The sequence below is a fragment of the Pseudomonas sp. WP18 genome (assembly GCF_036689585.1).
Lineage (GTDB): Bacteria > Pseudomonadota > Gammaproteobacteria > Pseudomonadales > Pseudomonadaceae > Aquipseudomonas > Aquipseudomonas chlororaphis_E.
This window is the reverse complement of sequence record NZ_CP144758.1, coordinates 4,645,146-4,666,359: the sequence shown is the minus strand read 5'-3', so window position 1 is coordinate 4,666,359 and position 21,214 is coordinate 4,645,146. Positions and strand designations below refer to the sequence as shown.

The following is a 21,214-nucleotide window of genomic DNA, read 5'->3' as shown; positions in this document are numbered from 1 at the left end:
CAAGCTCGCTCCCACAAAAAAGGCTGTGGGGACCCGAGCCGCCGTGGCTCCCGCAGGATCTATCAGCGATCCGGCAGGGTGATATTGAGTTCCAGAATCGAGCAACTGCCCTGGCTTTCAAGTGCCACGTGCACGTCATCGCTACCGATGTTGACGTACTTGCGGATCACTTCCACCAGTTCCTTCTGCAAGGCCGGCAGGTAGTCAGGGGTGCTGCGTTGGCCGCGTTCGTGCGCCACGATGATCTGTAGACGCTCTTTCGCGACCGAGGCGGTACTGGGCTTTTTGTTGGCACGAAAGAAGTCAAAAAGATTCATTACCTACCTCCAAACAGGCGCTCGAAGAAACCTTTCTTCGTTACATCGAGGAATCGATGCTCCACGGTCTTGCCCAGCAGGCGATCGACGGCATCGCTGTACGCCTGGCCGGCGTCGCTCTGGTCGTCAAGAATCACGGGCACGCCCGAGTTGGAAGCCTTGAGTACGGCCTGGGATTCGGGAATCACACCCAGCAGGGTCACGGCGAGGATTTCCTTGACGTCTTCGACGCCGAGCATTTCGCCGTCGCTGACCCGTTGCGGGTTGTAGCGGGTCAGCAGCAGGTGTTCCTTGATCGGCTCTTCGCCGTTTTCGGCGCGGCGCGATTTGCTCGCCAGCAGGCCCAGCATGCGGTCGGAGTCACGTACCGACGACACTTCCGGGTTGGTCACCACGATCGCCTCGTCGGCGAAGTACATGGCCAGGTGGGCGCCTTTCTCGATACCGGCCGGGGAGTCGCAGACCACGAACTCGAAGTCTTCCTTGAGTTGCATCAGGACTTTTTCCACGCCTTCCTGGGTCAGCGCGTCCTTGTCACGGGTCTGGCTGGCGGCCAGCACGTAGAGGTTCTCAAGGCGCTTGTCCTTGATCAGGGCCTGTTGCAGGTTCGCTTCGCCGTTGACCACGTTGACGAAGTCATAGACCACGCGACGCTCGCAACCCATGATCAGGTCGAGGTTACGCAGGCCGACGTCGAAGTCGACGATGACTGTCTTGTGCCCGCGCAGAGCGAGGCCGGTACCGATAGCGGCGCTGGTGGTGGTCTTACCCACACCACCCTTGCCGGATGTAACCACGAGAATCTTGGCCAAGGTGTTTCACCCCTAAGGAAAAAGGACTTTGTCAGCCCCTGAAAAACATCTCTGGAAAACTGCTGCAAGTGGACAGGCCTGGCGGGAATCGGACTGGGGGCGGGATTTACCTCCGGTAAATACTGCCTGGTCCTGTTTCCTGCGTCGTTTAAGCCGTTTTCGCTACGTTTTAGAGATGCTTGGAAAATGCGGCAGTATCCGTTAAAGCCGAATGATGTTCAACACGTCGCCCGACAGGCTGATCTGTACGCCGGCGCCCCACAGCGGGTCGCGACGCAGGTCTTCGGAGACCTTGTATTGTCCGGCGATGGAAACCAGCTCGGCGCTCAATTGCTGACAGAAGATCCTGGCCTTGGTATCGCCCTTGACGCCGGCCAGTGCGCGACCGCGCATCGGGCCGTATACATGGATGTTGCCATCGGCCAGAAGTTCCGCACCCGGGCTGACCGACGAGACGATGACCAGATCGCCACCCTGGGCATAAATCTGTTGCCCGCCGCGTACGGGCGAGGTGATGACCCGTGTCGGCTTGACGGTTGGCTCGGGTGGTTTTTCCGGGGTTTTCCTGGTGTCGACCGGGCTCAGTTCCAGCACCCGCTCGCGGGCACCGGACGGCGGCAGCACCGGAATGTCCACGGCGATGGCGGCGGCGATGTCCTCGATGCGGCTGGCGCGGATGGCCAGGGTGCGCAGGCCGTGATGGCGGCACACGCGCATCAGGCCTGGCAGGTCCACCGCGCCTTCGCCGGGCGGCAGCTTGTCCAGGGCCAGCACCAGCGGGGCGTTGCTGAAGAAATTCGGTGCCTGGGCGACTTTTGCCGCCAACTGCCGGTCAAGGCTCTCCAGGTCGTTGCGGGCCAGCTCCAGCACCGTAATGGCGAGCATGCTGCCCTTCAACTGGAACACGGGATCTTGGTCTAGCGGTTCGGTTTGGCTCATGGTCGGTGTACAACGACTTGTCGCTAAAAGTGCCGAGACTTATAACGAGATCGTCCGCGAGCCGCAAGCCGGGTCGAACGATGTAGAATGCGCGGCCCATGTCTTTGTGGAAGCTGTAATGGATCGCCCGCGTTTTCGAGCTGCTTTTTTTCATCCGCGTTTCTGGCTGCTGTGGTGCGGCCTGGGGCTGTTGTGGCTGGTCGTCCAGCTGCCGTATCCGTTGCTGCTGCGGGTCGGTCGTGCATTGGGTGCACTGATGTACCGGGCCGCCGGCGACAGACGGCGCATTGCCCGCCGCAACCTGGAGCTGTGTTTCCCGGAAAAGTCCGCTGCTGAGCGCAAGCGCCTGCTCAAGGAAAACTTCGCGTCCACCGGCATTGCCTTCTTCGAAATGGCCATGAGCTGGTGGTGGTCGCGTTCGCGCCTGGCCAGGCTGGCCCATGTCGAGGGGTTGGAGCACCTCAAGCAGGCCCAGCGCGAAGGCAAGGGCGTGATCCTGATGGCGCTGCACTTCACCACGCTTGAAATCGGCGCAGCCTTGCTCGGCCAGCAGCACACCATCGATGGCATGTACCGCGAACACAAGAACCCGCTGTTCGACTTCATTCAGCGCCGAGGCCGCGAGCGGCACAACCTCGATTCCCTGGCGGTGGAGCGTGACGACGTGCGCGGCATGCTCAAGCTGCTGCGTGCCGGCCGGGCGATCTGGTACGCGCCGGATCAGGATTACGGCGCCAAGCAAAGCGTGTTTGTGCCACTCTTTGGTATCCAGGCGGCAACGGTCACCGCGACCACCAAGTTCGCCCGCCTGGGCAAGGCGTTGGTCGTGCCGTTCACCCAGGAGCGCCTGGCCGATGGCAGCGGTTATCGCCTGGTGATCCAGGCGCCGCTGGCGGATTTCCCAGGGGAGAGCGAGGAAGCCGATTGCATCCGCATCAATCAATGGGTCGAGCAATCGGTGCGCGATTGTCCCGAGCAGTACCTCTGGGCCCACCGGCGCTTCAAGAGCCGCCCACCGGGCGAGCCCAAGCTGTACGACAAACGCGGCTGAGTTTTTTTTGATATCCCTTGAGCACGGAGCATGGCGATGACCCCAGCTGAACCCGTTACAGGTTTGATTCTTTCCGGTGGCGGGGCTCGGGCAGCGTATCAAGTGGGGGTGTTGGCGGCGATTGCCGAGTTGCTGCCCGAGGGCGGGCAAAATCCCTTTCCGGTGATCGTCGGCACGTCGGCGGGGGCGATCAACGCCGTCAGCCTGGCGAGCGGGGCGATGGACTTCAAGAGCGCCATCGAACGGCTGACAGCATTCTGGCGAACGGTGCGCAGCCACCAGGTCATGCGCAGCGACTGGCGCGGCGTGCTGGGCCAGGCGACACGCTTCATCACCCACAGCTTGCTGGGCCTGGGGGCCAAGTTGCCGGTGGCGCTGATCGACAGTTCGCCCTTGCGGGCGCTGCTGGAGGCACAGTTCCACGCCTCGGGCATCGAGCAGGCCATCGCCGAGCAACAACTGCGGGCGGTGGCGGTGACGGCCTTCGGCTATGAATCCGGCCAGGCCGTGACGTTCTACCAGGGCCGCGGCACCATCGATGCCTGGCTGCGGCATCGGCGCATTGGCGTGCCGGCGCTGTTGTCGGTGGAGCACCTGCTGGCCAGCTCGGCGATCCCGCTGTTGTTCGCGCCGGTCAAGATCGGCCCGCAGTATTTCGGCGACGGTGCGGTGCGGCAATCGGCGCCGATCAGCCCGGCCCTGCACCTGGGCGCCAACCGCGTGCTGGTCATCGGCGTCAGCGGCAACCCTCGGGGCGCTGGCGGGCAAACCCCCTCGGAGCGAAGCTACACCGGCCTGCAACCGACCCTGGCGCAGATCGGTGGGCACATGCTCAACAGTACCTTCATCGACAGCCTGGAAAGCGACATCGAGTTGCTTCAACGTTTGAACGGCTTCAGCCACCTGTTGCCCGACGACGTCCCGGCTCATGCCCTGGGGGCGGCACCCGTGGACGTGCTGGTGATTTCCCCGAGCCAGCCCATCGACGAAATCGCCGCGCGCCATCGCCAGGAGCTGCCTCGTGCGCTGCGGGTATTCCTGCGCGGCCCGGGCGCGACCAAGACCAGCGGCGCGGGCGTGCTGAGCTACCTGTTGTTCGAGGCGGGGTATTGCAGCGAACTGATCGAGCTGGGCCGCCAGGATGCGCTGGCCCAACGCGAGGCGTTGAGTCGGTTTTTGCGGTTGGCTCAGGAATGACAAAGAAGGTCAGTCAACTCAGAATCCCTGTGGGAGCGGGCTTGCTCGCGAAAGCGTCGGGTCAGCTTGCATCCAGGCCGGATGTGCTGCCGTCTTCGCGAGCAAGCCCGCTCCCACAGGGGGATTAGCTGCGGGCTGAATATCAGAAGTGATACTTCAGCAAAAAGCTGGTGTTGCTCTGGTTGGTCTTGAACCCTTCGCTGTCTTCGATCCCGTACTTGTTCTTCCAGTAGTCATATTCCACCCCCACGTACAGCTGCTTGTCGCCCAGCTTCAGGGCCTTGCCCAGGTCGTACTTGATCTGCGGGTTGATGTGCAGGTTGGCGTGGTAGGTGCCTTTGGAATTACGGTCGTTATCCACCACCCAGTCGATGAAACCGTCGATCAGGATGTCGGACGAGCCCACGGGAAGGGTGTAGGCCCAGACCGGGGTGATTTGCCAGACGTTGTCGCCGGCGCGTGGGCCTTCGGTCTGGCGGTTGTAGAAGTTCAGCTGGAAGTAATCGAAGCCGGGAATCGCCAGGTCGAAGCCCGGACCGATCAGGTAGGACTCGTTGTCGCCTTCGCCGAACTCATACGTCATCGCCAGCAGCACGTCCTTGATCGGGCCCAGTTCCAGCTTCTGGTCGAAGATCTTGCCGAACGACAGGCGTGGGCTGAACTCGCCGTAGTAGGTGTTCGGTCCCGCCTGGCCGTCTTCCTTGCCGTTGTAGAAGATCCGGTCGAGGAAGAAGAAGTTGTCCCCGTATTTCCAGGCATCGGCGTGCTCGAAGGTCACGGTCTGCTGGATGCGCGGGTTGACCTGGAAATCCTTGCCGTACAGGTAGGTCAGGCTGTTGTTCTGCCACTGGAACAGGTCGTCGGCCATGGCCTGGCCGCCGGCCAACAAGGATCCTGCGACGATCAGGCTGGTGCACGTGCGTTTCATTCGGTTTGCTCCCAAAGGTAAGTTGGTACCGCTTTTTTCAGTCAGCGCTCTGGTGTGGCGCCTTTTTTCACGGAGTTAAAACATCCGTTCGGTCAGCTTTTTGCTCGTGACAAGCGCTGACAGCGAGCGTCGTGCCTGTTCCGCCATGGCGGCGAAGGCTCGATCAGCCGTGTTGCAACAGTCGAAAAGGGATTTCAGGACGCCTGCGCGCAACGTTGGAACACGCGGGCGTGTGGGTCAGGGTCTGAGTATTGTTATGAGGCGTTCGGGGTCGAACGGGCGCGCAGGATACGGGCTTGTCTCGACGGGCTCAAGTGCCGTGCGGCGGCGCCTGGACGACGGGCCTGGGGCAGGGAGGCAGGGTTGGATCATCCGGTGCTTTCCTCTTGTTTTTATTGTTGAGGCAGGCCGTCGCTGGCGGGCGGCCGGTCGTGTGCCGGCTGCCCGTCAGCGGTATCGTGTGGCGCGGTTCTCAGTGGGTCTGCGCGCCCTGGTTGATCCAGGCGCCGATCAGGTCACGTTCCTGCTGGGTCATCTGGGTGATGTTGCCCAGGGGCATGATCTGGTTGGTCACGGCCTGGGCCTGGATGCGCGCGGCCTGTTCCTTGATCTGCTGCGGCGTGTCGAACATCACCCCGGCCGGCGCCGCGCTGAACAGCGGGCTGGTGGGCTTGGCCGAGTGGCAGACCGAGCAGCGTTCCTGGATCACGTTGTGGACCTTCTCGAACGACGGGCCCTGGACGTTGGAGGCCTGGGCAGGTTGTGCCGCCGGTGCGGCCGGCGTGGTCGCCGGCTTGGCACCCCCGCCCACGGCGGTTTCCGGCAGTGGCTGATACTCGATGGTCGCCGGGGCCTTGGCGACCTCCGGGGCGCTCGATGGAGGCTTGGGCCCGGTGACATACGCCAGGCAAATCATCGCCAGGGCGCCGACCGGCAATGTCCAGGCAAACCGGTTGCTGTCGTGGCGGGTGTTGAAGTAATGACGCACCAACACCGCGGCCACGGCGATACCGGCCAGGATCAGCCAGTTGTATGGGCTGCCGTAGGTGCTCGGGAAGTGGTTGCTGATCATGATGAACAGCACCGGCAGGGTGAAGTAGTTGTTATGGCGCGAGCGCAGCAACCCCTTGGCCGGCAGGGCCGGATCGGGCGTGCGGTTCTCGGCGATGGCGGCCACCAGGGCGCGCTGGGCCGGCATGATGATGCGGAACACGTTGCCGACCATGATCGTGCCGATCACCGCGCCGACGTGCAGGTAGGCACCACGACCACTGAACACCTTGCTGAAGCCATAGGCCGCCGCGATCAGCAGCACGAACAGGATCCCGCCGAGTAGGGCAGGGCGCTTGCCCAGGGCCGAGTCGCAGAGAAACGAATAGATGAACCAGCCGGCGAACAACGAGCCGAGGCCCAGGGCCACGCCTTGCGGGCCGCTCAGTCCGCTGCCGGGTGCCAGCAGGTAGACGGTCGGGTTCCAGTAGAACACCACGCACAGCAGCGCAATGCCCGACATCCAGGTGAAGTAGGCTTCCCACTTGAACCAGTGCAGGTTGTCCGGCATGGCCGGTGGCGCGAGTTTGTATTTTTCCAGGTGATAGATGCCGCCACCGTGGATGGCCCACAGGTCGCCGGCCAGGCCGCTCCTGGGGTTGACGCGGTTGAGGTTGTTTTCCAGCCAGACGAAGTAGAACGACGCGCCGATCCAGGCCACGCCAGTGATCATATGAACCCAGCGAACGCTCAGGTTCAGCCATTCCAGCATATGTGCTTCCACAGTCTTTACCTCTCGCCCGTCACGCTTGTTTTCGCGTGATCGGACGCTTCTCTTATTGGTGGGGATCGAGGATCAAACACTCATCCTCTATGAAGAAATGCTCATCGCAGTTATTGCCTGTGCCACTGCGATCAACCACCAGGAAGTCATCCCGCTTTTCGATCGTCAGCACCGGGTGGTGCCAGACGCCGCGATGGTAATTGATGCCCTGCCTGCCGTTGGTGACGAAGGCACGGGCCAAGCCTGATACAGGTGCATCGCCAAGTGGCGCGACCACGATCAGAAAGGGGTTGCCGAGCAGCGGAATGAAGGCCTGGCTGCCCAGCGGATGACGCTCCAGCATGCGCACGGTCAACGGCATCTGCAGCGCGTCGGCGCGGAAGATGCTGATGATCGCCTTGTCGTCCGGCATCGCGGTTTCAACCGTCGCCAGGCGATGGAAGCGCATGGTCGAACCATTGTTGATCATGAAGTGATCGCTGCCGTCGGTTTCGATCACGTCACCGAACGGGGCGAAGGCTTCTTTGGTCAAGGGTTCGATCTTGAGTGTGCGCATGCTGGTCTTCTTATCTTGAATTCTGTGTTGTTTGTTGTGCCGCCATCGCGAGCAAGCTCGCTCCCACAGGGGAATGCATTTCAAATGTGGGAGCGAGCTTGCTCGCGATTTGGGTTCACCCCTTATTTCGATACCTTGCCCAGCACCCGCAGGCGGCTCACCCCACCATCCGGGAACACATTCAGGCGGATGTGGGTGATCGGCCCCAGGGCCTTGATCTGCTCGGCGAAGGTGTGTTCGGCGTGCATTTCCAGTTTCTGGCTCGGCAGCAGTTCGCGCCAGAACAGCGACTGGGTTTCGATCTGGCTGTCGGTGCCGCCCTTGACGAACGCGCCCTGGATCGAGCAGCTGTCCGGGTAGTTGCCCTTGAAGTGCAGGGTGTCGACGATCACTTTCTCGACGATGCCGGCATGGCCCAGGGCGACGATCACCCAGTCATTGCCTGGGGTGCGACGCCGGGCGGTTTCCCAGCCGTCGCCCATGTTGACGCCACGGCCTGGGTTGAGGATGTTGCTCATGCGGCCGAAGTGTTCGTCGGAGCAGGCCAGGGCGCGACCGCCGTTGAGGGCGGCGGCCAGGTCGATCTGTTCGTTGTCGCCGACCGCCGACCAGTCGCGATGCGGAATGCCGTAGACCCGCAGCCGGGCCACGCCGCCATCGGGGTAGATGTTGAAGCGCAGGTGGCTGAACGCCTGGTCGTTACTGATCTCGTGGTAGTGGTGGCTGTTGCCTTGCAGTTCGACGGCCGACAGCACTTCAGTCCACTGGGTGTTGTCGTCCGGCTCGCCTTCGGCCAGGAAACAGGCTTCCAGGGATGCCGACGGCGGGTAGTTGCCGGTGAAGAATGAAGTGTCGATGTCCACGCCCTTGATGGTGCCGGCCACGCCCAGGCGGATCACGGCGCTGTCGTAGCCTTCGAAGCGCTTGCGACGCGATTCCCAGCCGTCCATCCATTTGCCATTGTCATCGAACACGCCCTCTTTCCAGACGGCCGGGGTCGGTTGGAACAGGCGATTGGCGTCGGCGAACCAGTCGTCGGTGACCGAGATGATCTTGGTGCCGAGACGGGCGTCGGCCAGGTTGACGAACTTCTCGAAAGGTACGGCGTAAGCTTTCATTCTTCTTGTCTGCCTTTGAATAAGTTGGCTGGGGATGCTTGCAAGCCCTGGAGGTGGCTGCTCGCTAAAGGGTCAGTAATCGGAACAACGCGATTTTGTTGATCTCCGCCAGCGCGCACTTGAACTCGGTGTCTACCGGGTTGTGGATGCGCGTTTCGAATGCCGCGAGGATCTGGTGCCGGTTGCTGCCTTTTACCGCCATGATGAAGGGAAACCTGAACTTGGCCTTGTAGGCGTCGTTCAGCTCGGTGAAGCGCTGGAACTCTTCGCTGGTGCATTGGTGGATACCGGCGCCGGCCTGTTCATGCGTGCTGGCTTCGGTCAGTTGCCCCTGGACGGCCGCTTTGCCGGCCAGGTCCGGGTGAGCGTTGATCAGGGCCAGTTGGCTGGCGTGATCGGCGCTCAAAAGGATGTCGCTCATGCGCTGGTGCAGGGTTTCGATCTGGTCGATCGACGGATCCTGGCCCAGGTCGAACGCCTTCTCGGCCACCCATGGCGAATGTTCATAGATGTCGGCGAAGGCCTCGATGAAGGCTTCGCGGCTCAGGGTGGACGGCTTGAGGGTCTGGAACGCGGTCATTTCGACGCTCCTGGCTTCGATGCGCCGGGGCAGGGATGGACCTGTTGCCAGTGACGGGCGATGTCGACGCGGCGGCTGAACCAGACCTGCTCGTGGTGCTTGGCGTATTCGAGGAAACGCTTGAGCGAGGCAAGGCGGGCGGGGCGGCCGATCAGGCGGCAGTGCAGGCCGATGGAGAGCATCTTCGGCGCTTCGGCGCCTTCGGCATACAGCACGTCAAAGGCGTCCTTGAGGTACTGGAAGAAGTCGTCGCCGTTGTTGAACCCCTGCACCTGGGTGAAGCGCATGTCATTGGTGTCGAGGGTGTACGGGATCACCAGGTGCGGCTTGCCGTTGGGGGTGTTGGGTTCCCAGTAGGGCAGGTCATCGTCGTAGGTGTCGCTGTCATAGAGGAAACCGCCCTCTTCCATCACCAGCCGACGGGTGTTGGGCCCGGTGCGACCGGTGTACCAGCCCAATGGACGTTCGCCGGTGATTTCGGTGAGGATGCGGATCGCTTCGAGCATGTGCTCGCGTTCCTGGGCTTCGTTCATGTACTGGTAGTCGATCCAGCGGTAGCCATGGCTGCAGATCTCGTGACCGGCGGCGACCATGGCGCGGATCACGTCCGGATGGCGCTGGGCGGCCATGGCCACGGCGAAAATGGTCAGCGGGATGTCGAATGACTTGAACAGCTTGAGGATCCGCCAGACACCGGCACGGCTGCCATACTCGTACAGCGACTCCATGCTCATGTTGCGCTCGCCCTGCAGCGGTTGCGCCGCTACCATCTCCGACAGGAACGCTTCGGATTCCTTGTCGCCATGCAGGATGTTGCGCTCGCCACCTTCCTCGTAGTTGAGGACGAAGGACAGGGCGATACGGGCATTGCCCGGCCACTGGGGATGGGGAGGGTTACTGCCGTAACCGATCAGGTCGCGTGGGTAGTCAGCGCTCACTGCAGTCTTCCTTCTTGTTCGAACCATGTAGGTGGCGCCCCGGTGATGGATCTTGGGCTGGCGTCACGACGATGGAGTGATTGTATACAACTTTATGTGCAGTTTGTAAGCCTGAATTTTCGCAATTTTCGCACTTGCCCGGTATAGGCCTACACTGCAAGAAATCTGCCCGTTTGGTCAATTAACCGATAGAAGCTTAGCGTATCTGCTGGTTTGGCGGCAGATTGGCGCGGACCCAGGGACGATGGAGTCGGCGGAAAAGTTTCTGTTTTTTATTGTGTACAATTTTCTTTTAAAGTGTCTTAATTCGCTCATCGCCGCGCCCGTTCGTGCTCCGAAACGGTGCGGCCTGTCTTTCAACCGATCAGGAGGCGTCGGGCCGGACTGCCCTGCAGCGAGGCGCGCACAATCAATGGGACGTTTGACTACTCACGTTTTGGATGCTGCACATGGCTGCCCGGGCAGTTCGATCAAGATTGAACTGTACCGCGTGGAAGGCTCGCACCTGCAGCAGGTCGCCAGCGCGCTGACCAACAGCGATGGCCGTTGCGACGCGCCGCTGCTGCAAGGGGATGACTACCGTTCGGGGGTCTATCAGTTGCAGTTCCACGCCGGTGACTACTACCGCGCCCGGGGGGTGCAACTGCCCGATCCGGCTTTCCTCGACGTGGTGGTGTTGCGCTTCGGCATTTCAGCCGAGCAGGAGCACTACCACGTGCCCCTGCTGATTTCGCCGTATGCCTATTCAACTTATCGAGGCAGCTGACCCCAAGCAGCAGCCTGGTCCTGGAAGCCATTGCGCATGTAGCTTCCCTGGTTTTTCGCCCGCCCACACTGCGGGCTTTTTTTTGCTTGCAGGTTTACAGCCGGGCGTTGTCATCGCGGATGATGAAGACGGTGTCGGCGACGCCTGGCAGGATCTGCGAACCACCCTTGAGCCAGACGATCCTGTTGGCCTCGTGGGCGTCCTTGACGGCTTGCGCGGCGGCGTCGCCGACCTGGGTTTCCAGGTTCATGCCGGTTGTGTTGGGGTTGTTGTGCGTGGGCAAGGACAGCTTCGGGATCCGGGTGCGGTGCAGGCTCATGAAAAACAGATAGTCGTGCCCCGTGCGTCGAAAGACCAATGCCGGAAAACTGTTGAAGTTGTTGGGCTCCATGACCGTGTAACCATTGCGGGTCAACAGGCCGGCCATGAAGCGCTTGAAGTCTATGGTCGAGTAGGTCGAGAGAAAGTATTCCCACTGCTGCCTGAACCGCATGGGGTCGAAGTCCAGCCGGTTTAATGCACCTGTCGAGGACGGGGCGGGCAGGTCGATGGCGCGGGACGTGTTGGTGATTCCTGCCGTGGTGGGAAGCGTCGACAGCATCAGCAACGGATCGCTCCATTGTGGGTGAGGGGAGGGAGTGGCGTGTTTCCAGCTGTGGAAAATCTGCCGCAGAGCGGTCAGTCCCGCGGCGTCGGCATACGGGGAGCTGTTGGCCAGTTCGAACTGCCTCCTGGCGATGTTTTCCAGGGTAACGGTGGTGACCTCCGGAAAAATGTCCCTGACGTGAGCCGTCAATGTTTTTTCGAAGGGCAGCCGGGCGTCGATTTCCCAGTGATCGTGCGGCGGAACACGTATCACGGCCCTGGGCTGTTCTTCGGGCGTGTGCCTGAGAATGGCCTCCAGCACATCGAAATCATAGGCCGGATGCAGGGGCGGCTGGATGTACAGGATCGGGAATTCCCGCGCGTCCATGCGGCTCATCACCTTGTAGTGGACACCGCTCACGGTGATGAACTGGGGCAGTGCGAGCGTTGGCTTGAACGCCCACTCCGGCCTGAACACTGGCGGGGGTTCCACGCTGGCTTCGTTTTGCGGTGTCGGTGCCGGAGTCGTGCGCTGGCGCTTGGGCGCCGTCGCTTCGGATGAATCATCGTCCGACAGGCTGTGCAAGGTCATGGTCAGCGAGGCGTCGCTGCTGTCCGACTCGACCGCAACGGCAACCCGCCGCCACAGCAGGCTGCCTGCCACTTGTTCCAGGCGTGGCCCGGAGGCGACCAGCTCGGCGCTGGAGCGGGCCCTGTGGTGGCCTTCGGCATCGTGGCCCAACAGCACCGTCCCGCCTTCTTCCAGTTCGACGTACGTGCGTGTCCTGAATGTGCGGATGCCCGAGGTGGCGTCGGGCGCTGATAACAGGGGCACCAGTTCCGGCGAAAGGTAGTAGGGGTCCAGCGACAGGGCGCCGGGCAGCGTGTCGACGGGCGCCGGTGAACTGATGTCGGAGAGATGGACAGGGCTGTGCAGAGGCTCTGGCGCCTGGGTGTCGCTTCCCGATGACGAACTGGAGGTCGTCTCAACGCCATCTCCCCTGACGGGGTTCCTGGGCAATGTTTGTGCCTGCGTGTCGCGCTGGCTGTGGGGCGCTTCGGGCGGTTGGCCTGGCACCGTAGGCCGGATAGGGCGTTTTGGACTCATGGAATGTGTCTGCTCTTGAGTTGAACAAAATGGTCGAGCCTGCGGCCTGTCGCGCTGACAGGCTGGGGCCTTGAAGATGTTCAGTGAAAAAGAGCAGGCGGGTGCACTACATAGATATGGCGCTCGAACGAACCTTCGGCAAAATCCGCATCAAGACGGCGATTGCTCGGATAGCACCGCATCGAGCGTGCGAACCCAGGTGGAATAGGGGAGTTCTGCGCCGAACGTCGGGCTCAGGCTGACGGCGTAGGCCAGCATCAGCGACCTGCTCAGCGTGAAGCCCTCCACCAGTTTCACGCACTGTTCCCGCAACAGGCGCAGGGCGTTGTCGCCCAGGGGTGGGTGCTGGCTGAGGCCTTCGCGGACGAGGTCCTGATAGACCTGGAGATGGTGGTCGCACAGCTCGGTCTTTTTCAGCTGATGCGCCGTGATGACCCGCGAGGGGTCCGTATCAAGGCGCCATTGACGAGCCTGAAGGTGATAACTCAAGGTGCCGGGTGAACCGTCCTTGAGGGCCATGTGGGACACCTTCAAGGACTCGGACGACAGCTTGGCCAGTTCGCTAGGCAATGGCGCGTCGGCATCGATCATGGGCGCCAGGTAGCGGCCATCCAGCGATTCGACGTAGACCCGCTCGAACAGGCTGTCGACGCCATAGACGACGCCCTGCGCGGTAATCACCCGTATCCGGTCGACCAGGTCTTGCGCTTCATGGGCAGGTAGATGGATGACCGTTGCGCCGATGTGCAACCGGTTGGACGCGAGGGTGATCTCGACCTGGCCGAGGGCCGTGGCATCGAGCTCCCAGGTGGAGGCATGGGGCAAGCGGGGGTTGGCATTGGCCAGCGCGCCCGGCGTGGACAGGCGCAGCGTCACGTTCGGGCTCAGGTGAACCAGGTACGTCGCGCCCTGGCCGATCAGGACTTCGACACCGCTTTGGTGCGCAGAGGCCGTGAGCTTGGCGCAGGTCGCCCGGTGGCCCATGTAATGGGGCGTTTTATCCAAGGGTTGGAGGTAGGCGTAACGCTTTCGGGTGGGCGTGAGCGCCTGGGGCGCTTCGGTTTTCCAGCTCACGGGGGCTTTGTGGATGAAGCGCTTGTCCAGCAACAGGCCGTAGTCGGGAGTGGGTTGGACCAGGCGGTATGACGCGCCGTCATTCATGACCAGGATGAACACGTGCTGCGACACCAGGGCGGAAAAGGCCCGGCGCCCGGTTGGCTTGTCGCGCGCGGTGTAGCGCTCGTCGGAACTGGCCAGATTGTTCAGCACGACCCGGTTTTTGCCAAAGTGCAGCGTCAGGCCACATTCGCCGTACCTGACGCTGTCCCCTTCGTCGTCCTGGGTGACATGGGCGTTGTAGTGGGCCTCGATCCGGGTCAACGCCGCGTGGCTGTAGTCCAGGTGAAGCGTGGTGGAGCAGTCACTTTTGTGCCTGACGTTAAGGGTGGTGAGTTCCACTCGCCGGGACACGTAATGGCTGGTGTCTCTGTCGTGGGCGATCGACAGCTCGCTGCGATCATTCAGGATGCTCGGGTTTCGCGGTGTGCCTTGCTGCACCATGATGGCTTCGACGGCGAGCCGGTTGCCATCCTCGAGGGTGTCGGGCAGGTCGGGCACCCAATGGAAGCCGTCCTGGGTGACGAAGGTCAGCCGGCTGTTTTGCAGTGCCCTTGGGTAGGCCGTGTCGCTGTAGACATTGTTGACGGTCACAGTGCGAACGTCCCAGTCGTTTGCATCGAAGCAGGCCGTCATCACCAGGTTGCCGGCTTCGATGGCCCAGCTTTCGATCAGGTCCGCGCGCCAGTCCAGGGCGATGATGCTGTGGTCCACACCGTCTTCGCTGATCCAGACATGGCCGGGGCGATGGGCGATGGCATAGACGTCGGCCCCCGGGCCGCCATCTGCGTTGCGGTTGCTGGCGCCGAGGATGAAAATCCGGTCATCCCCGGCGCCGGCCTCGATTGAATCGTGGCCGCGGGACTTGAGGGTGTTCGAGCCGGCCGTTCCCTTGATGACGCTGGTGCCGCCCTCACGGATCTCGACGTGTTCGATGCCTTCCAGGACGGTCGCGCGGTAGGCGCCGCTCGCCGCTCCGGCGATGATGCTGACTTGCCCGGCCTCCAGGTCGACGTGATAACCCAGTCGCGGCGCCTGGGAGTTGCTGTTTCGGCCGGCCAGTATCAGCGTATCGCTGCCCGCGCCGCCCACCAGTCGATTGGGCGAGGGCGCCGGTTCCGGCGCGAGGATCTGCGGCGAGCCCTCGAAAATGAATACGTCATCTTTCGTCCCGCCGGTCAGCGTTTTCAGACCGCTGGCGTAATGGAACACGTTGGGTTTGTTTTCTGCGCCCAGGAGGGTGTCGTTGCCACCGCCGATGTACCAATGAATGCCTTTGTGATCCTCCGCTGCTTCAATGACGGCACCGGGCGTCTCGGCGGTGACGCCGTCGCGTGCATCGATCGTGTCATCGCTGTCCTGGATCCGCGGGCGTACGGTCGTCGCCGGCTGGCGCTTGCCGGTCCACCAGTTCCAGGTGTTGTAGGTCACCGGTTCGAGTTCCACGGTGAACGTGCCGTTCACGATTGCCTCGGTACTGTCCTTCAACGGCCCCCTGAGCAGCTTCAAGGCGTTGGCCTGGAGTCGTCGGGTGTGCTCGGCGGTGGCCTTGGCGACCAGGTAGCGATCACGGATTTCGTCATCCGGGCTGATCATCCAGAAGGCGAACCAGCCCGTACGCAAGCGTTCATGGACGGTGAGCTGCAGGTAATCGTCGATTTCATCGACTTGACGGATGGCGCCCCAGATTTGTGAGCCAACCACCAGAATCAGCCCTGCGGCCAGGCCCGCGGGCCCGGCCGAGGTGAACCCGGCCAGCGCGGCGACACCCAGGGTCACGGCCATGGCGGCACTGGTGACGCTCAGCGCGGCGCTGACGTAGTGATCGGTGGCCTCCCTGCCGGTGGCGGAGGCGGCGGTCTTGAAGGCATCGACGGCGGCGATGATGTCGAAAGGCAGGGTCAGTATGCTGGCAATCAGGCCACTTCCACGGGCCAGGCGGATGGCGAACGTGGTCTTGCCGAAGTCCTCCAGGGAGCGCTGGCCGGTCTTGATCATCTGGGTGGCTTGTCGGGTCACCAGTGCCTCGACGCCGATGGACGCCACCTCGGCGCTCACGCTGGCACCGTTGAACAGCGTCTGGTAGGCGTCCTGGTCGCGGATGGCGTCTTGCAGGCCTCGCAGGCCGCTATAGATACCGAAAGCCTGGAGGCCCAGGCCGGTAGGAATGAGCACATGGCTCTTGGTCTGGCTCAACCAGCTCAGCGACTGTTGCGCCAGGCCACGGCTGTCGAGGTTCTGGGCCAGTTTCAAGAGCCGCTCCAGCGTACTCCGGTTGCTGCCCGGCTCAACCTGGATTTGCCAGGGTTGCCCCAGCAATGGGCGCGCGGCCCGGGACCGCAGGCTGGCCATTTCGAAGAGTAGGGTGGGCAGGCGATAGTCGTTGGCATCGGCGGTGAGTGTCAGGCGGGTTTCGAGGGCATCCGGGTCGAGCTGCAGTGAATCCAGGAAAAAGCGGCTGGGGATGCGAAAGAACGTGTTGTCACCGTTCAGCGGCTGCCCATCGGTCGTCGCACCCAGTGCGTCCAGGGCTGAACGGGTGATGGTTACGGAGCCGATGTGGAGCGGGCCGTAAAGTTGATCGACGACCTTGAGCTGGGCGTGCCTGTGGGCGTCTTCGGGGCTGGGCGGCGTCGTATCGGCTGCCCGAAAATCGAGTGTCTGGGGGCTGTGTTCATTCGTGTGCAGACCCAGGTCCGTGACAACGACACCGTGGTCGTCAGGGGCGGAGTGGGGCGGGGTAACCTCGGCCATGGTGAACTTCCTTGTTCAACGGTACGTGAATGGCCTTCTATGTAAGGTGTTTTCCCTGGGGTGTATATCGATGGGTTGTTGCCATGTTTTGCCAAGGTCTGGGCTCGAAGGGCGCAGGCCATCCGTGGTGAAAGACGCTCAGTGGGCGGACATCAGCGATGCCGCGCCCGCGCCACCGAACAGGCCGGCACTGATGCGGTTGAACCAGCTCTGGCCCTTGCCCGTGCGCAGGTACCGCGCCGCACCGTGGGCGCCGAGCCCGTAGGCCAGCTTGCACAGCAGGTCGAGGACGGTCCAGGTGGCGATCATGATCAACAGTTGGGGCAGGAAAGGCTGTTCGGCGCTCAGAAACTGCGGCAGGAAGGCAGCGAAGAACAGGATGTCCTTCGGGTTGCTGGCGCCCAACACGAAGGCCCGGCCGAACAGTGCGCGAAAGCGCGGCACGGCGGCGGCCTGGGGCACCTCGGCGCCCTGGGAGGGCTGGCGCGATTGCTGCCAGCTCTGCCAGGCCAGGTAGAACAGGTACAGCGCGCCGGCGATTTTCAGGCCGCTGAAGAGTTTTTCCGAGGCCAGCAGCAATGCGCCGAGCCCCAGCGCCGAAGCGCTCAGCAGGCAGATCGAGGCAATCACCCCGCCAAGGAATGCCGGGTACGAGCGTCGCAGGCCGTAGTTCAGGCTGTTGCCGATCATCAACAGCGACAGGGGCCCGGGGATGAGGATCACCACCAGCGCGGCGCCACTGAACAACAGCCAGGTTTCCAGATTCATTGCTTTGCTCCTGATGTACAAAAGCCTCACCCAAGGGTGAGGCGGTGGATAAGGGGGCCGCTTACAAGAAGATGAACTTGGCGATGAAGATCGCGCAGAGCACCCACAGGCTGACGGAAATGTCCTTGTGCTTGCCGGTGCCGGCCTTGAGCACCACATAGGTGATGAAGCCCAGTGCGATGCCGTCGGCCACCGAGAATGTCAGAGGCATCATGATGGCCGTGACAATGGCCGGGATGCTGTCGGTCGGTTCGTCCCATTCGATGTGCGCCATGCCGCCCATCATCAGCATGGCGACGTAGATCAGCGCGCCGGCGGTGGCGTAGGCCGGGATCATCCCCGCCAGTGGCGCGAAGAACATCGCGGCAATAAATAGCACACCGACGGTCACGGCGGTAAGCCCCGTGCGACCACCCGCGGCCACACCGGCGGCGCTTTCTACGTAGCTGGTCACGGGCGGCACGCCGACCATGGCGCCGAAGACACTGGAGGCGCTGTCGGCCTTCAGGGCGCGGGACAGGTTTTCGATCTTGCCGTCGGCCTTCACCAGCCCGGCGCGCTGGGCAACGCCCATCAAGGTGCCGGCGGTGTCGAACATGTGCACGAACAGGAAGGCCAGCACCACGCTGATCATGCTGATGTTGAACACGCCGGCCACGTCCATGGCCATCCAGGTCGGCGCCAGGCTCGGCGGCGTCGACATCACGCCGTTGTAGTGCACCAGCCCCAGGCCCCAGCCGGCCAGAGTCACGGCAATGATGCTGATCAGGATCGCGCCGAACACCCGATGGTAACTGAGCACCGCGATCATCAGGAAGCACACGGCGGCCAGCAGCGGGCCGGGTTCACGCAGCGAGCCGAGCTTGATCAGGGTCGCCGGGCTGTCGACGACGATCCCGGCGGTTTTCAGGCCGATCAACCCAAGGAACAAGCCGACCCCGGCGCCCATGGCGAACCGCAGGCTTACCGGAATGCTGTTGAGCAGCCACTCGCGCACCCGCGACAGGGTCAGGAACATGAACAACACGCCGGAAATGAACACCGCACCCAGCGCGGTTTCCCAGTTGTAGCCCATGGTGCCGACCAAGGTGTAGGTGAAGAATGCGTTCAGACCCATGCCTGGCGCCAGGCCCACCGGCCAGTTGGCGTACAGCCCCATCAACAGGCACCCCAGCGCGGCGGCGATGCAGGTGGCGACAAACGCGGCGCCGTGATCGATGCCGGCGTCGGCCATGATGTTGGGGTTGACGAAAATGATGTAGGCCATGGTGATGAAGGTCGTCAGGCCGGCAATCAATTCGGTCTTCACCGTGGTGCCGTGCACGCTGAGTTTGAAGATGCGCTCCAGCCAGCCACTGCGTGATGGCGGCGAGAGGTCCAGCGTCTGGGCTTCGGGTTTGCGGCTTTCCACAGCGAGTACTCCTCAACAGTTTTATTGTTATTTCCAGCACCGCAGACCCTGAGGAGGGCTGCGAGGCTTTGAGGCAGGTAAGGCTGGCGACGTTTTGTTGACCTATTGGTCAGGAACTCGCACGAAGCGAATTATGCTTTTGTATACAAATAAAGCAAATAATGTTTTTTGTGTTGTGGACTAAAAAACGGGGGGAGAAGGATATATCGGCGTTCGCGAGCAGGCTCGCGAAAGCGTCAGCCCGGAAAACTGCGGGCCGGAATCAGTCCGCAGGCCCCTTGCCGAGCGCCTGGTTAACCGCGAGCCAGCCATTGACCGCGGTCTCCCCGGCCTCGGCGAACACCCGCTCCAGCAATTTCACCTGCTCACGTCGCAGCGCCTGCTCGAACCGCTCGCCCTCGGACGTCAATTCCAGCAGCCGCTTACGCTTGTCGGTCTCGGAGGCGAGGCTGTTGACCAGATGCATTTCCATCAACTGGCGCAACGGCATGTTCAACGCCTGCTTGCTGACGCCGAGTAGCGCCAGCAGTTCTTTCACGCTCAACGACGGGTAGCGGGCGATGAAGAAAACGATGCGCTGATGGACCCGGCTCAATCCGCGGCGCTCAAGCATTTCATCGGCCTTGGCGGTGAACGCCTGGTAACCGAAGAAGAACGCTTCCATGGCCATTTGCTGTGAAGTTGGGTTTTTAAGGTCAAGCATATTGACGTATCCAGAAAGAGCGAGGTAATTTCGGTCAACCAGTTTGACTCATTTTCCCAGCGACCGGCTACAGGTGACCCCATGGCTTTTTCCGAACGTGTCTCGCGCCTCAAAAGCTCCTTGATCCGAGAAATCCTCGCCGCGGCGCAGCGCCCTGAAGTGATGTCGTTCGCCGGTGGCCTGCCGGCCGAAGCCATGTTGCCGAAGGTGGAGTGGGCAGCCATGCCGCTGTCCATGGGCCAATACGGCATGAGCGAAGGTGAGCCGGCGCTGCGCGAAGCCCTGGCAGCGCAGGCGCGTTCGCTGGGCCTGGCCTGTGAAGCGAGCCAGGTGCTGGTGGTCAGCGGCTCCCAGCAAACCCTCGACCTGGCGGCCAAGTTGCACATCGACGTGGGCACCGAAGTGCTGCTGGAAGCGCCGACGTACCTGGCGGCGCTGCAGATTTTCCAGTTGTTCGGTGCCGCTTGCATCACCGTGCCCCTGGAGGCCGATGGCCCCGACCTGCACGCGCTGCGCGCCCGACTGGAGCGGCATCGGCCCGCGTTCATCTACCTGATCCCGACGTTCCAGAATCCGTCGGCGGTACGCTACAGCGAGGCCAAGCGCGATGCCGTGGCGGCACTGCTGGACGAGTTCGGGGTCACCCTGGTGGAAGACGAGCCGTACCGTGAACTGACCTTCGACGGTGCCAGTGCTACGCCGATTGCCAGTCGCCTGAAGAAGGCCAGTTGGATCTACACCGGCACCGTGTCGAAAACCCTGCTGCCGGGGCTACGGGTGGGGTACCTGATCGCCAGTCCGGATCTGTTCCCGCACCTGCTGCGGCTCAAGCAGTCGGCTGACCTGCACACCAATCGCATCGGCCAGTGGCAGGCGCTGCAATGGATCGGCACCGAGCAGTACCGTCATCATTTGAGTGAGTTGAGGGATTTTTACCGGGACCGGCGTGATCGGTTCCAGGCGGCGCTGCAAACGCACTTTTGCGACATCGCCGATTGGAACGTGCCCCAGGGCGGGCTGTTTTTCTGGCTGACCCTCAAGCAACCGCTGGACACCCGCACGTTGCTCGCCACCGCGCTGGCGGCCGACGTCGCGTTCATGCCCGGGGAGCCGTTCTTCCCCGAGCCGGACCAGCATCCGGGGCACCTGCGCCTGAACTTCAGCCACATTGACCCGGCGCGACTGGATGAAGGGTTGCGTAGATTGGCGGGGGTGGTGCGGGCGGCGCTGGCTGCGCAGGCGGCTTGATAACGCGCAGTTTTGCGGGGGCTGTGCGGGCCTCTTCGCGGGCAAGCCCGCTCCCACAGGAATGGATGTGAATAAAATCCTGCATTCACACTGAACCGTTGTGGGAGCGGGCTTGCCCGCGAAGAGGCCCAGCATTCACTGCAAAATCATCAGACTGCCGAAAACCGCTTATCCAGATACTCGATGATCACCTTGGATTCATACATCCAGGTGGTCTGGCCATCTTCTTCAATACGCAGGCACGGCACTTTGATCTTGCCGCCTTGCTCCAGCAGCGTCTGGCGATCCTGTGCGTTGTTCTTCGCATCGCGCAACGCCACCGGCACGTTCAGGCGGCGCAGGGTGCGGCGGGTCTTCACGCAGAACGGGCAGGCGTGGAACTGGAACAGCGTCAAGCCGCGGGCAGCCTGGTCGACCTGCGCCTGGGCTTGCGCCGGGCGTTGTTTCTTGCCGGGACGGGTGATGAAGTTGATGAAGATGATCAGTTGGCCCAGGCCAACTCGAAGCGCTTTGACGATCACGGTATAAGTCTCGTGGCACGGGAA

General features: G+C 62.4%; 19 protein-coding genes. 4 read left to right on the top strand and 15 right to left on the bottom strand.

Going from position 1 to position 21,214, the window contains the following annotated elements:
• Positions 1-62 precede the first annotated feature (62 nt).
• The 3 genes from minE to minC form a co-directional block, all read right to left on the bottom strand.
• Positions 63-317, bottom strand: coding sequence for a cell division topological specificity factor MinE (minE, locus tag V5F23_RS20665; protein WP_003179111.1), 255 nt, complete (start codon positions 315-317; stop codon positions 63-65).
• Entirely contained in the window at positions 317-1,129 is an 813-nt protein-coding gene (gene minD / locus V5F23_RS20660; RefSeq protein ID WP_042728954.1) for a septum site-determining protein MinD, read from the bottom strand. The genes minE and minD overlap by 1 nt, the downstream gene beginning before the upstream one ends.
• 201 nt (positions 1,130-1,330) lie before the next feature.
• Entirely contained in the window at positions 1,331-2,068 is a 738-nt protein-coding gene (gene minC, locus V5F23_RS20655; RefSeq protein ID WP_042728955.1) for a septum site-determining protein MinC, read from the bottom strand.
• A 118-nt stretch (positions 2,069-2,186) separates the two neighbouring features.
• Here minC and V5F23_RS20650 point away from each other — a divergent pair, with 118 nt between their 5' ends.
• Together V5F23_RS20650 and V5F23_RS20645 are read left to right on the top strand one after the other, a co-directional pair.
• On the top strand, positions 2,187-3,119 hold the full coding sequence (locus V5F23_RS20650) for a lipid A biosynthesis lauroyl acyltransferase (protein WP_042728956.1): 933 nt from the start codon (positions 2,187-2,189) through the stop codon (positions 3,117-3,119).
• Positions 3,120-3,155: 36 nt separating this feature from the next.
• Complete coding sequence (locus V5F23_RS20645) at positions 3,156-4,316, top strand: patatin-like phospholipase family protein (RefSeq protein ID WP_042728957.1); 1,161 nt, start codon at positions 3,156-3,158, stop codon at positions 4,314-4,316.
• Between the two features lie 142 nt (positions 4,317-4,458).
• On the opposite strand, the gene V5F23_RS20640 is transcribed toward V5F23_RS20645, so the two are convergent.
• The 6 genes from V5F23_RS20640 to puuE form a co-directional block, all read right to left on the bottom strand.
• The gene (locus V5F23_RS20640; protein ID WP_042728958.1) at positions 4,459-5,244 is read right to left on the bottom strand and encodes an outer membrane protein OmpK; all 786 of its coding nucleotides are present in this window, start codon (positions 5,242-5,244) and stop codon (positions 4,459-4,461) included.
• Positions 5,245-5,716: 472 nt separating this feature from the next.
• The gene (locus tag V5F23_RS20635; protein ID WP_338496396.1) at positions 5,717-7,018 is read right to left on the bottom strand and encodes a urate hydroxylase PuuD; all 1,302 of its coding nucleotides are present in this window, start codon (positions 7,016-7,018) and stop codon (positions 5,717-5,719) included.
• 52 nt (positions 7,019-7,070) lie between these two features.
• Positions 7,071-7,574 carry an ureidoglycolate lyase gene (locus V5F23_RS20630; protein WP_042732407.1) on the bottom strand — a complete coding sequence of 168 codons (504 nt, stop codon included), beginning with the start codon at positions 7,572-7,574 and terminating at the stop codon, positions 7,071-7,073.
• 122 nt (positions 7,575-7,696) lie between these two features.
• Complete coding sequence (alc, locus tag V5F23_RS20625; RefSeq protein ID WP_042732408.1) at positions 7,697-8,692, bottom strand: allantoicase; 996 nt, start codon at positions 8,690-8,692, stop codon at positions 7,697-7,699.
• Positions 8,693-8,756: 64 nt separating this feature from the next.
• A complete protein-coding gene (gene uraD, locus V5F23_RS20620; protein ID WP_042732409.1) occupies positions 8,757-9,272 on the bottom strand; it encodes a 2-oxo-4-hydroxy-4-carboxy-5-ureidoimidazoline decarboxylase in 516 nt (171 codons plus the stop codon).
• Positions 9,269-10,210: an allantoinase PuuE gene (puuE, locus tag V5F23_RS20615; protein WP_338496394.1), complete on the bottom strand. Its 942-nt coding sequence runs from the start codon at positions 10,208-10,210 to the stop codon at positions 9,269-9,271. Before puuE ends, uraD begins: the two co-directional genes overlap by 4 nt.
• Before the next feature lie 412 nt (positions 10,211-10,622).
• Between puuE and uraH the strand changes: the two genes are divergently transcribed.
• Complete coding sequence (gene uraH / locus V5F23_RS20610) at positions 10,623-10,976, top strand: hydroxyisourate hydrolase (protein WP_042732411.1); 354 nt, start codon at positions 10,623-10,625, stop codon at positions 10,974-10,976.
• 94 nt (positions 10,977-11,070) lie between these two features.
• Here the strand turns inward: uraH and V5F23_RS20605 are convergent, their stop codons facing one another.
• From V5F23_RS20605 to V5F23_RS20585, 5 genes are all read right to left on the bottom strand, one after another.
• On the bottom strand, positions 11,071-12,669 hold the full coding sequence (locus V5F23_RS20605) for a hypothetical protein (protein ID WP_144419401.1): 1,599 nt from the start codon (positions 12,667-12,669) through the stop codon (positions 11,071-11,073).
• 150 nt (positions 12,670-12,819) lie between these two features.
• Positions 12,820-16,539 carry a calcium-binding protein gene (locus V5F23_RS20600; protein ID WP_338496393.1) on the bottom strand — a complete coding sequence of 1,240 codons (3,720 nt, stop codon included), beginning with the start codon at positions 16,537-16,539 and terminating at the stop codon, positions 12,820-12,822.
• A gap of 138 nt (positions 16,540-16,677) precedes the next feature.
• Positions 16,678-17,307, bottom strand: coding sequence for a LysE family translocator (locus V5F23_RS20595; RefSeq protein WP_047736480.1), 630 nt, complete (start codon positions 17,305-17,307; stop codon positions 16,678-16,680).
• A gap of 61 nt (positions 17,308-17,368) precedes the next feature.
• Positions 17,369-18,718: an NCS2 family permease gene (locus V5F23_RS20590; RefSeq protein ID WP_338496391.1), complete on the bottom strand. Its 1,350-nt coding sequence runs from the start codon at positions 18,716-18,718 to the stop codon at positions 17,369-17,371.
• A 262-nt stretch (positions 18,719-18,980) separates the two neighbouring features.
• Complete coding sequence (locus V5F23_RS20585; RefSeq protein WP_047736478.1) at positions 18,981-19,421, bottom strand: MarR family transcriptional regulator; 441 nt, start codon at positions 19,419-19,421, stop codon at positions 18,981-18,983.
• An 81-nt stretch (positions 19,422-19,502) separates the two neighbouring features.
• Here V5F23_RS20585 and V5F23_RS20580 point away from each other — a divergent pair, with 81 nt between their 5' ends.
• Complete coding sequence (locus tag V5F23_RS20580; RefSeq protein WP_042732862.1) at positions 19,503-20,669, top strand: PLP-dependent aminotransferase family protein; 1,167 nt, start codon at positions 19,503-19,505, stop codon at positions 20,667-20,669.
• A gap of 149 nt (positions 20,670-20,818) precedes the next feature.
• Here V5F23_RS20580 and V5F23_RS20575 read toward each other — a convergent pair whose 3' ends face one another.
• Complete coding sequence (locus V5F23_RS20575; protein ID WP_212802905.1) at positions 20,819-21,190, bottom strand: glutathione S-transferase N-terminal domain-containing protein; 372 nt, start codon at positions 21,188-21,190, stop codon at positions 20,819-20,821.
• Between the last annotated feature and the right edge of the window lie 24 nt (positions 21,191-21,214).

Bases quoted from the DNA above. Each gene is read 5' to 3' on its own strand.
- minE (WP_003179111.1), bottom strand. From the start codon at position 317: ATGAATCTTTTTGACTTCTTTCGTGCCAACAAAAAGCCCAGTACCGCC.
- minC (WP_042728955.1), bottom strand. From the start codon at position 2,068: ATGAGCCAAACCGAACCGCTAGACCAAGATCCCGTGTTCCAGTTGAAG.
- V5F23_RS20650 (WP_042728956.1), top strand. From the start codon at position 2,187: ATGGATCGCCCGCGTTTTCGAGCTGCTTTTTTTCATCCGCGTTTCTGG.
- V5F23_RS20645 (WP_042728957.1), top strand. From the start codon at position 3,156: ATGACCCCAGCTGAACCCGTTACAGGTTTGATTCTTTCCGGTGGCGGG.
- V5F23_RS20640 (WP_042728958.1), bottom strand. From the start codon at position 5,244: ATGAAACGCACGTGCACCAGCCTGATCGTCGCAGGATCCTTGTTGGCC.
- V5F23_RS20630 (WP_042732407.1), bottom strand. From the start codon at position 7,574: ATGCGCACACTCAAGATCGAACCCTTGACCAAAGAAGCCTTCGCCCCG.
- alc (WP_042732408.1), bottom strand. From the start codon at position 8,692: ATGAAAGCTTACGCCGTACCTTTCGAGAAGTTCGTCAACCTGGCCGAC.
- uraD (WP_042732409.1), bottom strand. From the start codon at position 9,272: ATGACCGCGTTCCAGACCCTCAAGCCGTCCACCCTGAGCCGCGAAGCC.
- uraH (WP_042732411.1), top strand. From the start codon at position 10,623: ATGGGACGTTTGACTACTCACGTTTTGGATGCTGCACATGGCTGCCCG.
- V5F23_RS20605 (WP_144419401.1), bottom strand. From the start codon at position 12,669: ATGAGTCCAAAACGCCCTATCCGGCCTACGGTGCCAGGCCAACCGCCC.
- V5F23_RS20600 (WP_338496393.1), bottom strand. From the start codon at position 16,539: ATGGCCGAGGTTACCCCGCCCCACTCCGCCCCTGACGACCACGGTGTC.
- V5F23_RS20595 (WP_047736480.1), bottom strand. From the start codon at position 17,307: ATGAATCTGGAAACCTGGCTGTTGTTCAGTGGCGCCGCGCTGGTGGTG.
- V5F23_RS20585 (WP_047736478.1), bottom strand. From the start codon at position 19,421: ATGCTTGACCTTAAAAACCCAACTTCACAGCAAATGGCCATGGAAGCG.
- V5F23_RS20580 (WP_042732862.1), top strand. From the start codon at position 19,503: ATGGCTTTTTCCGAACGTGTCTCGCGCCTCAAAAGCTCCTTGATCCGA.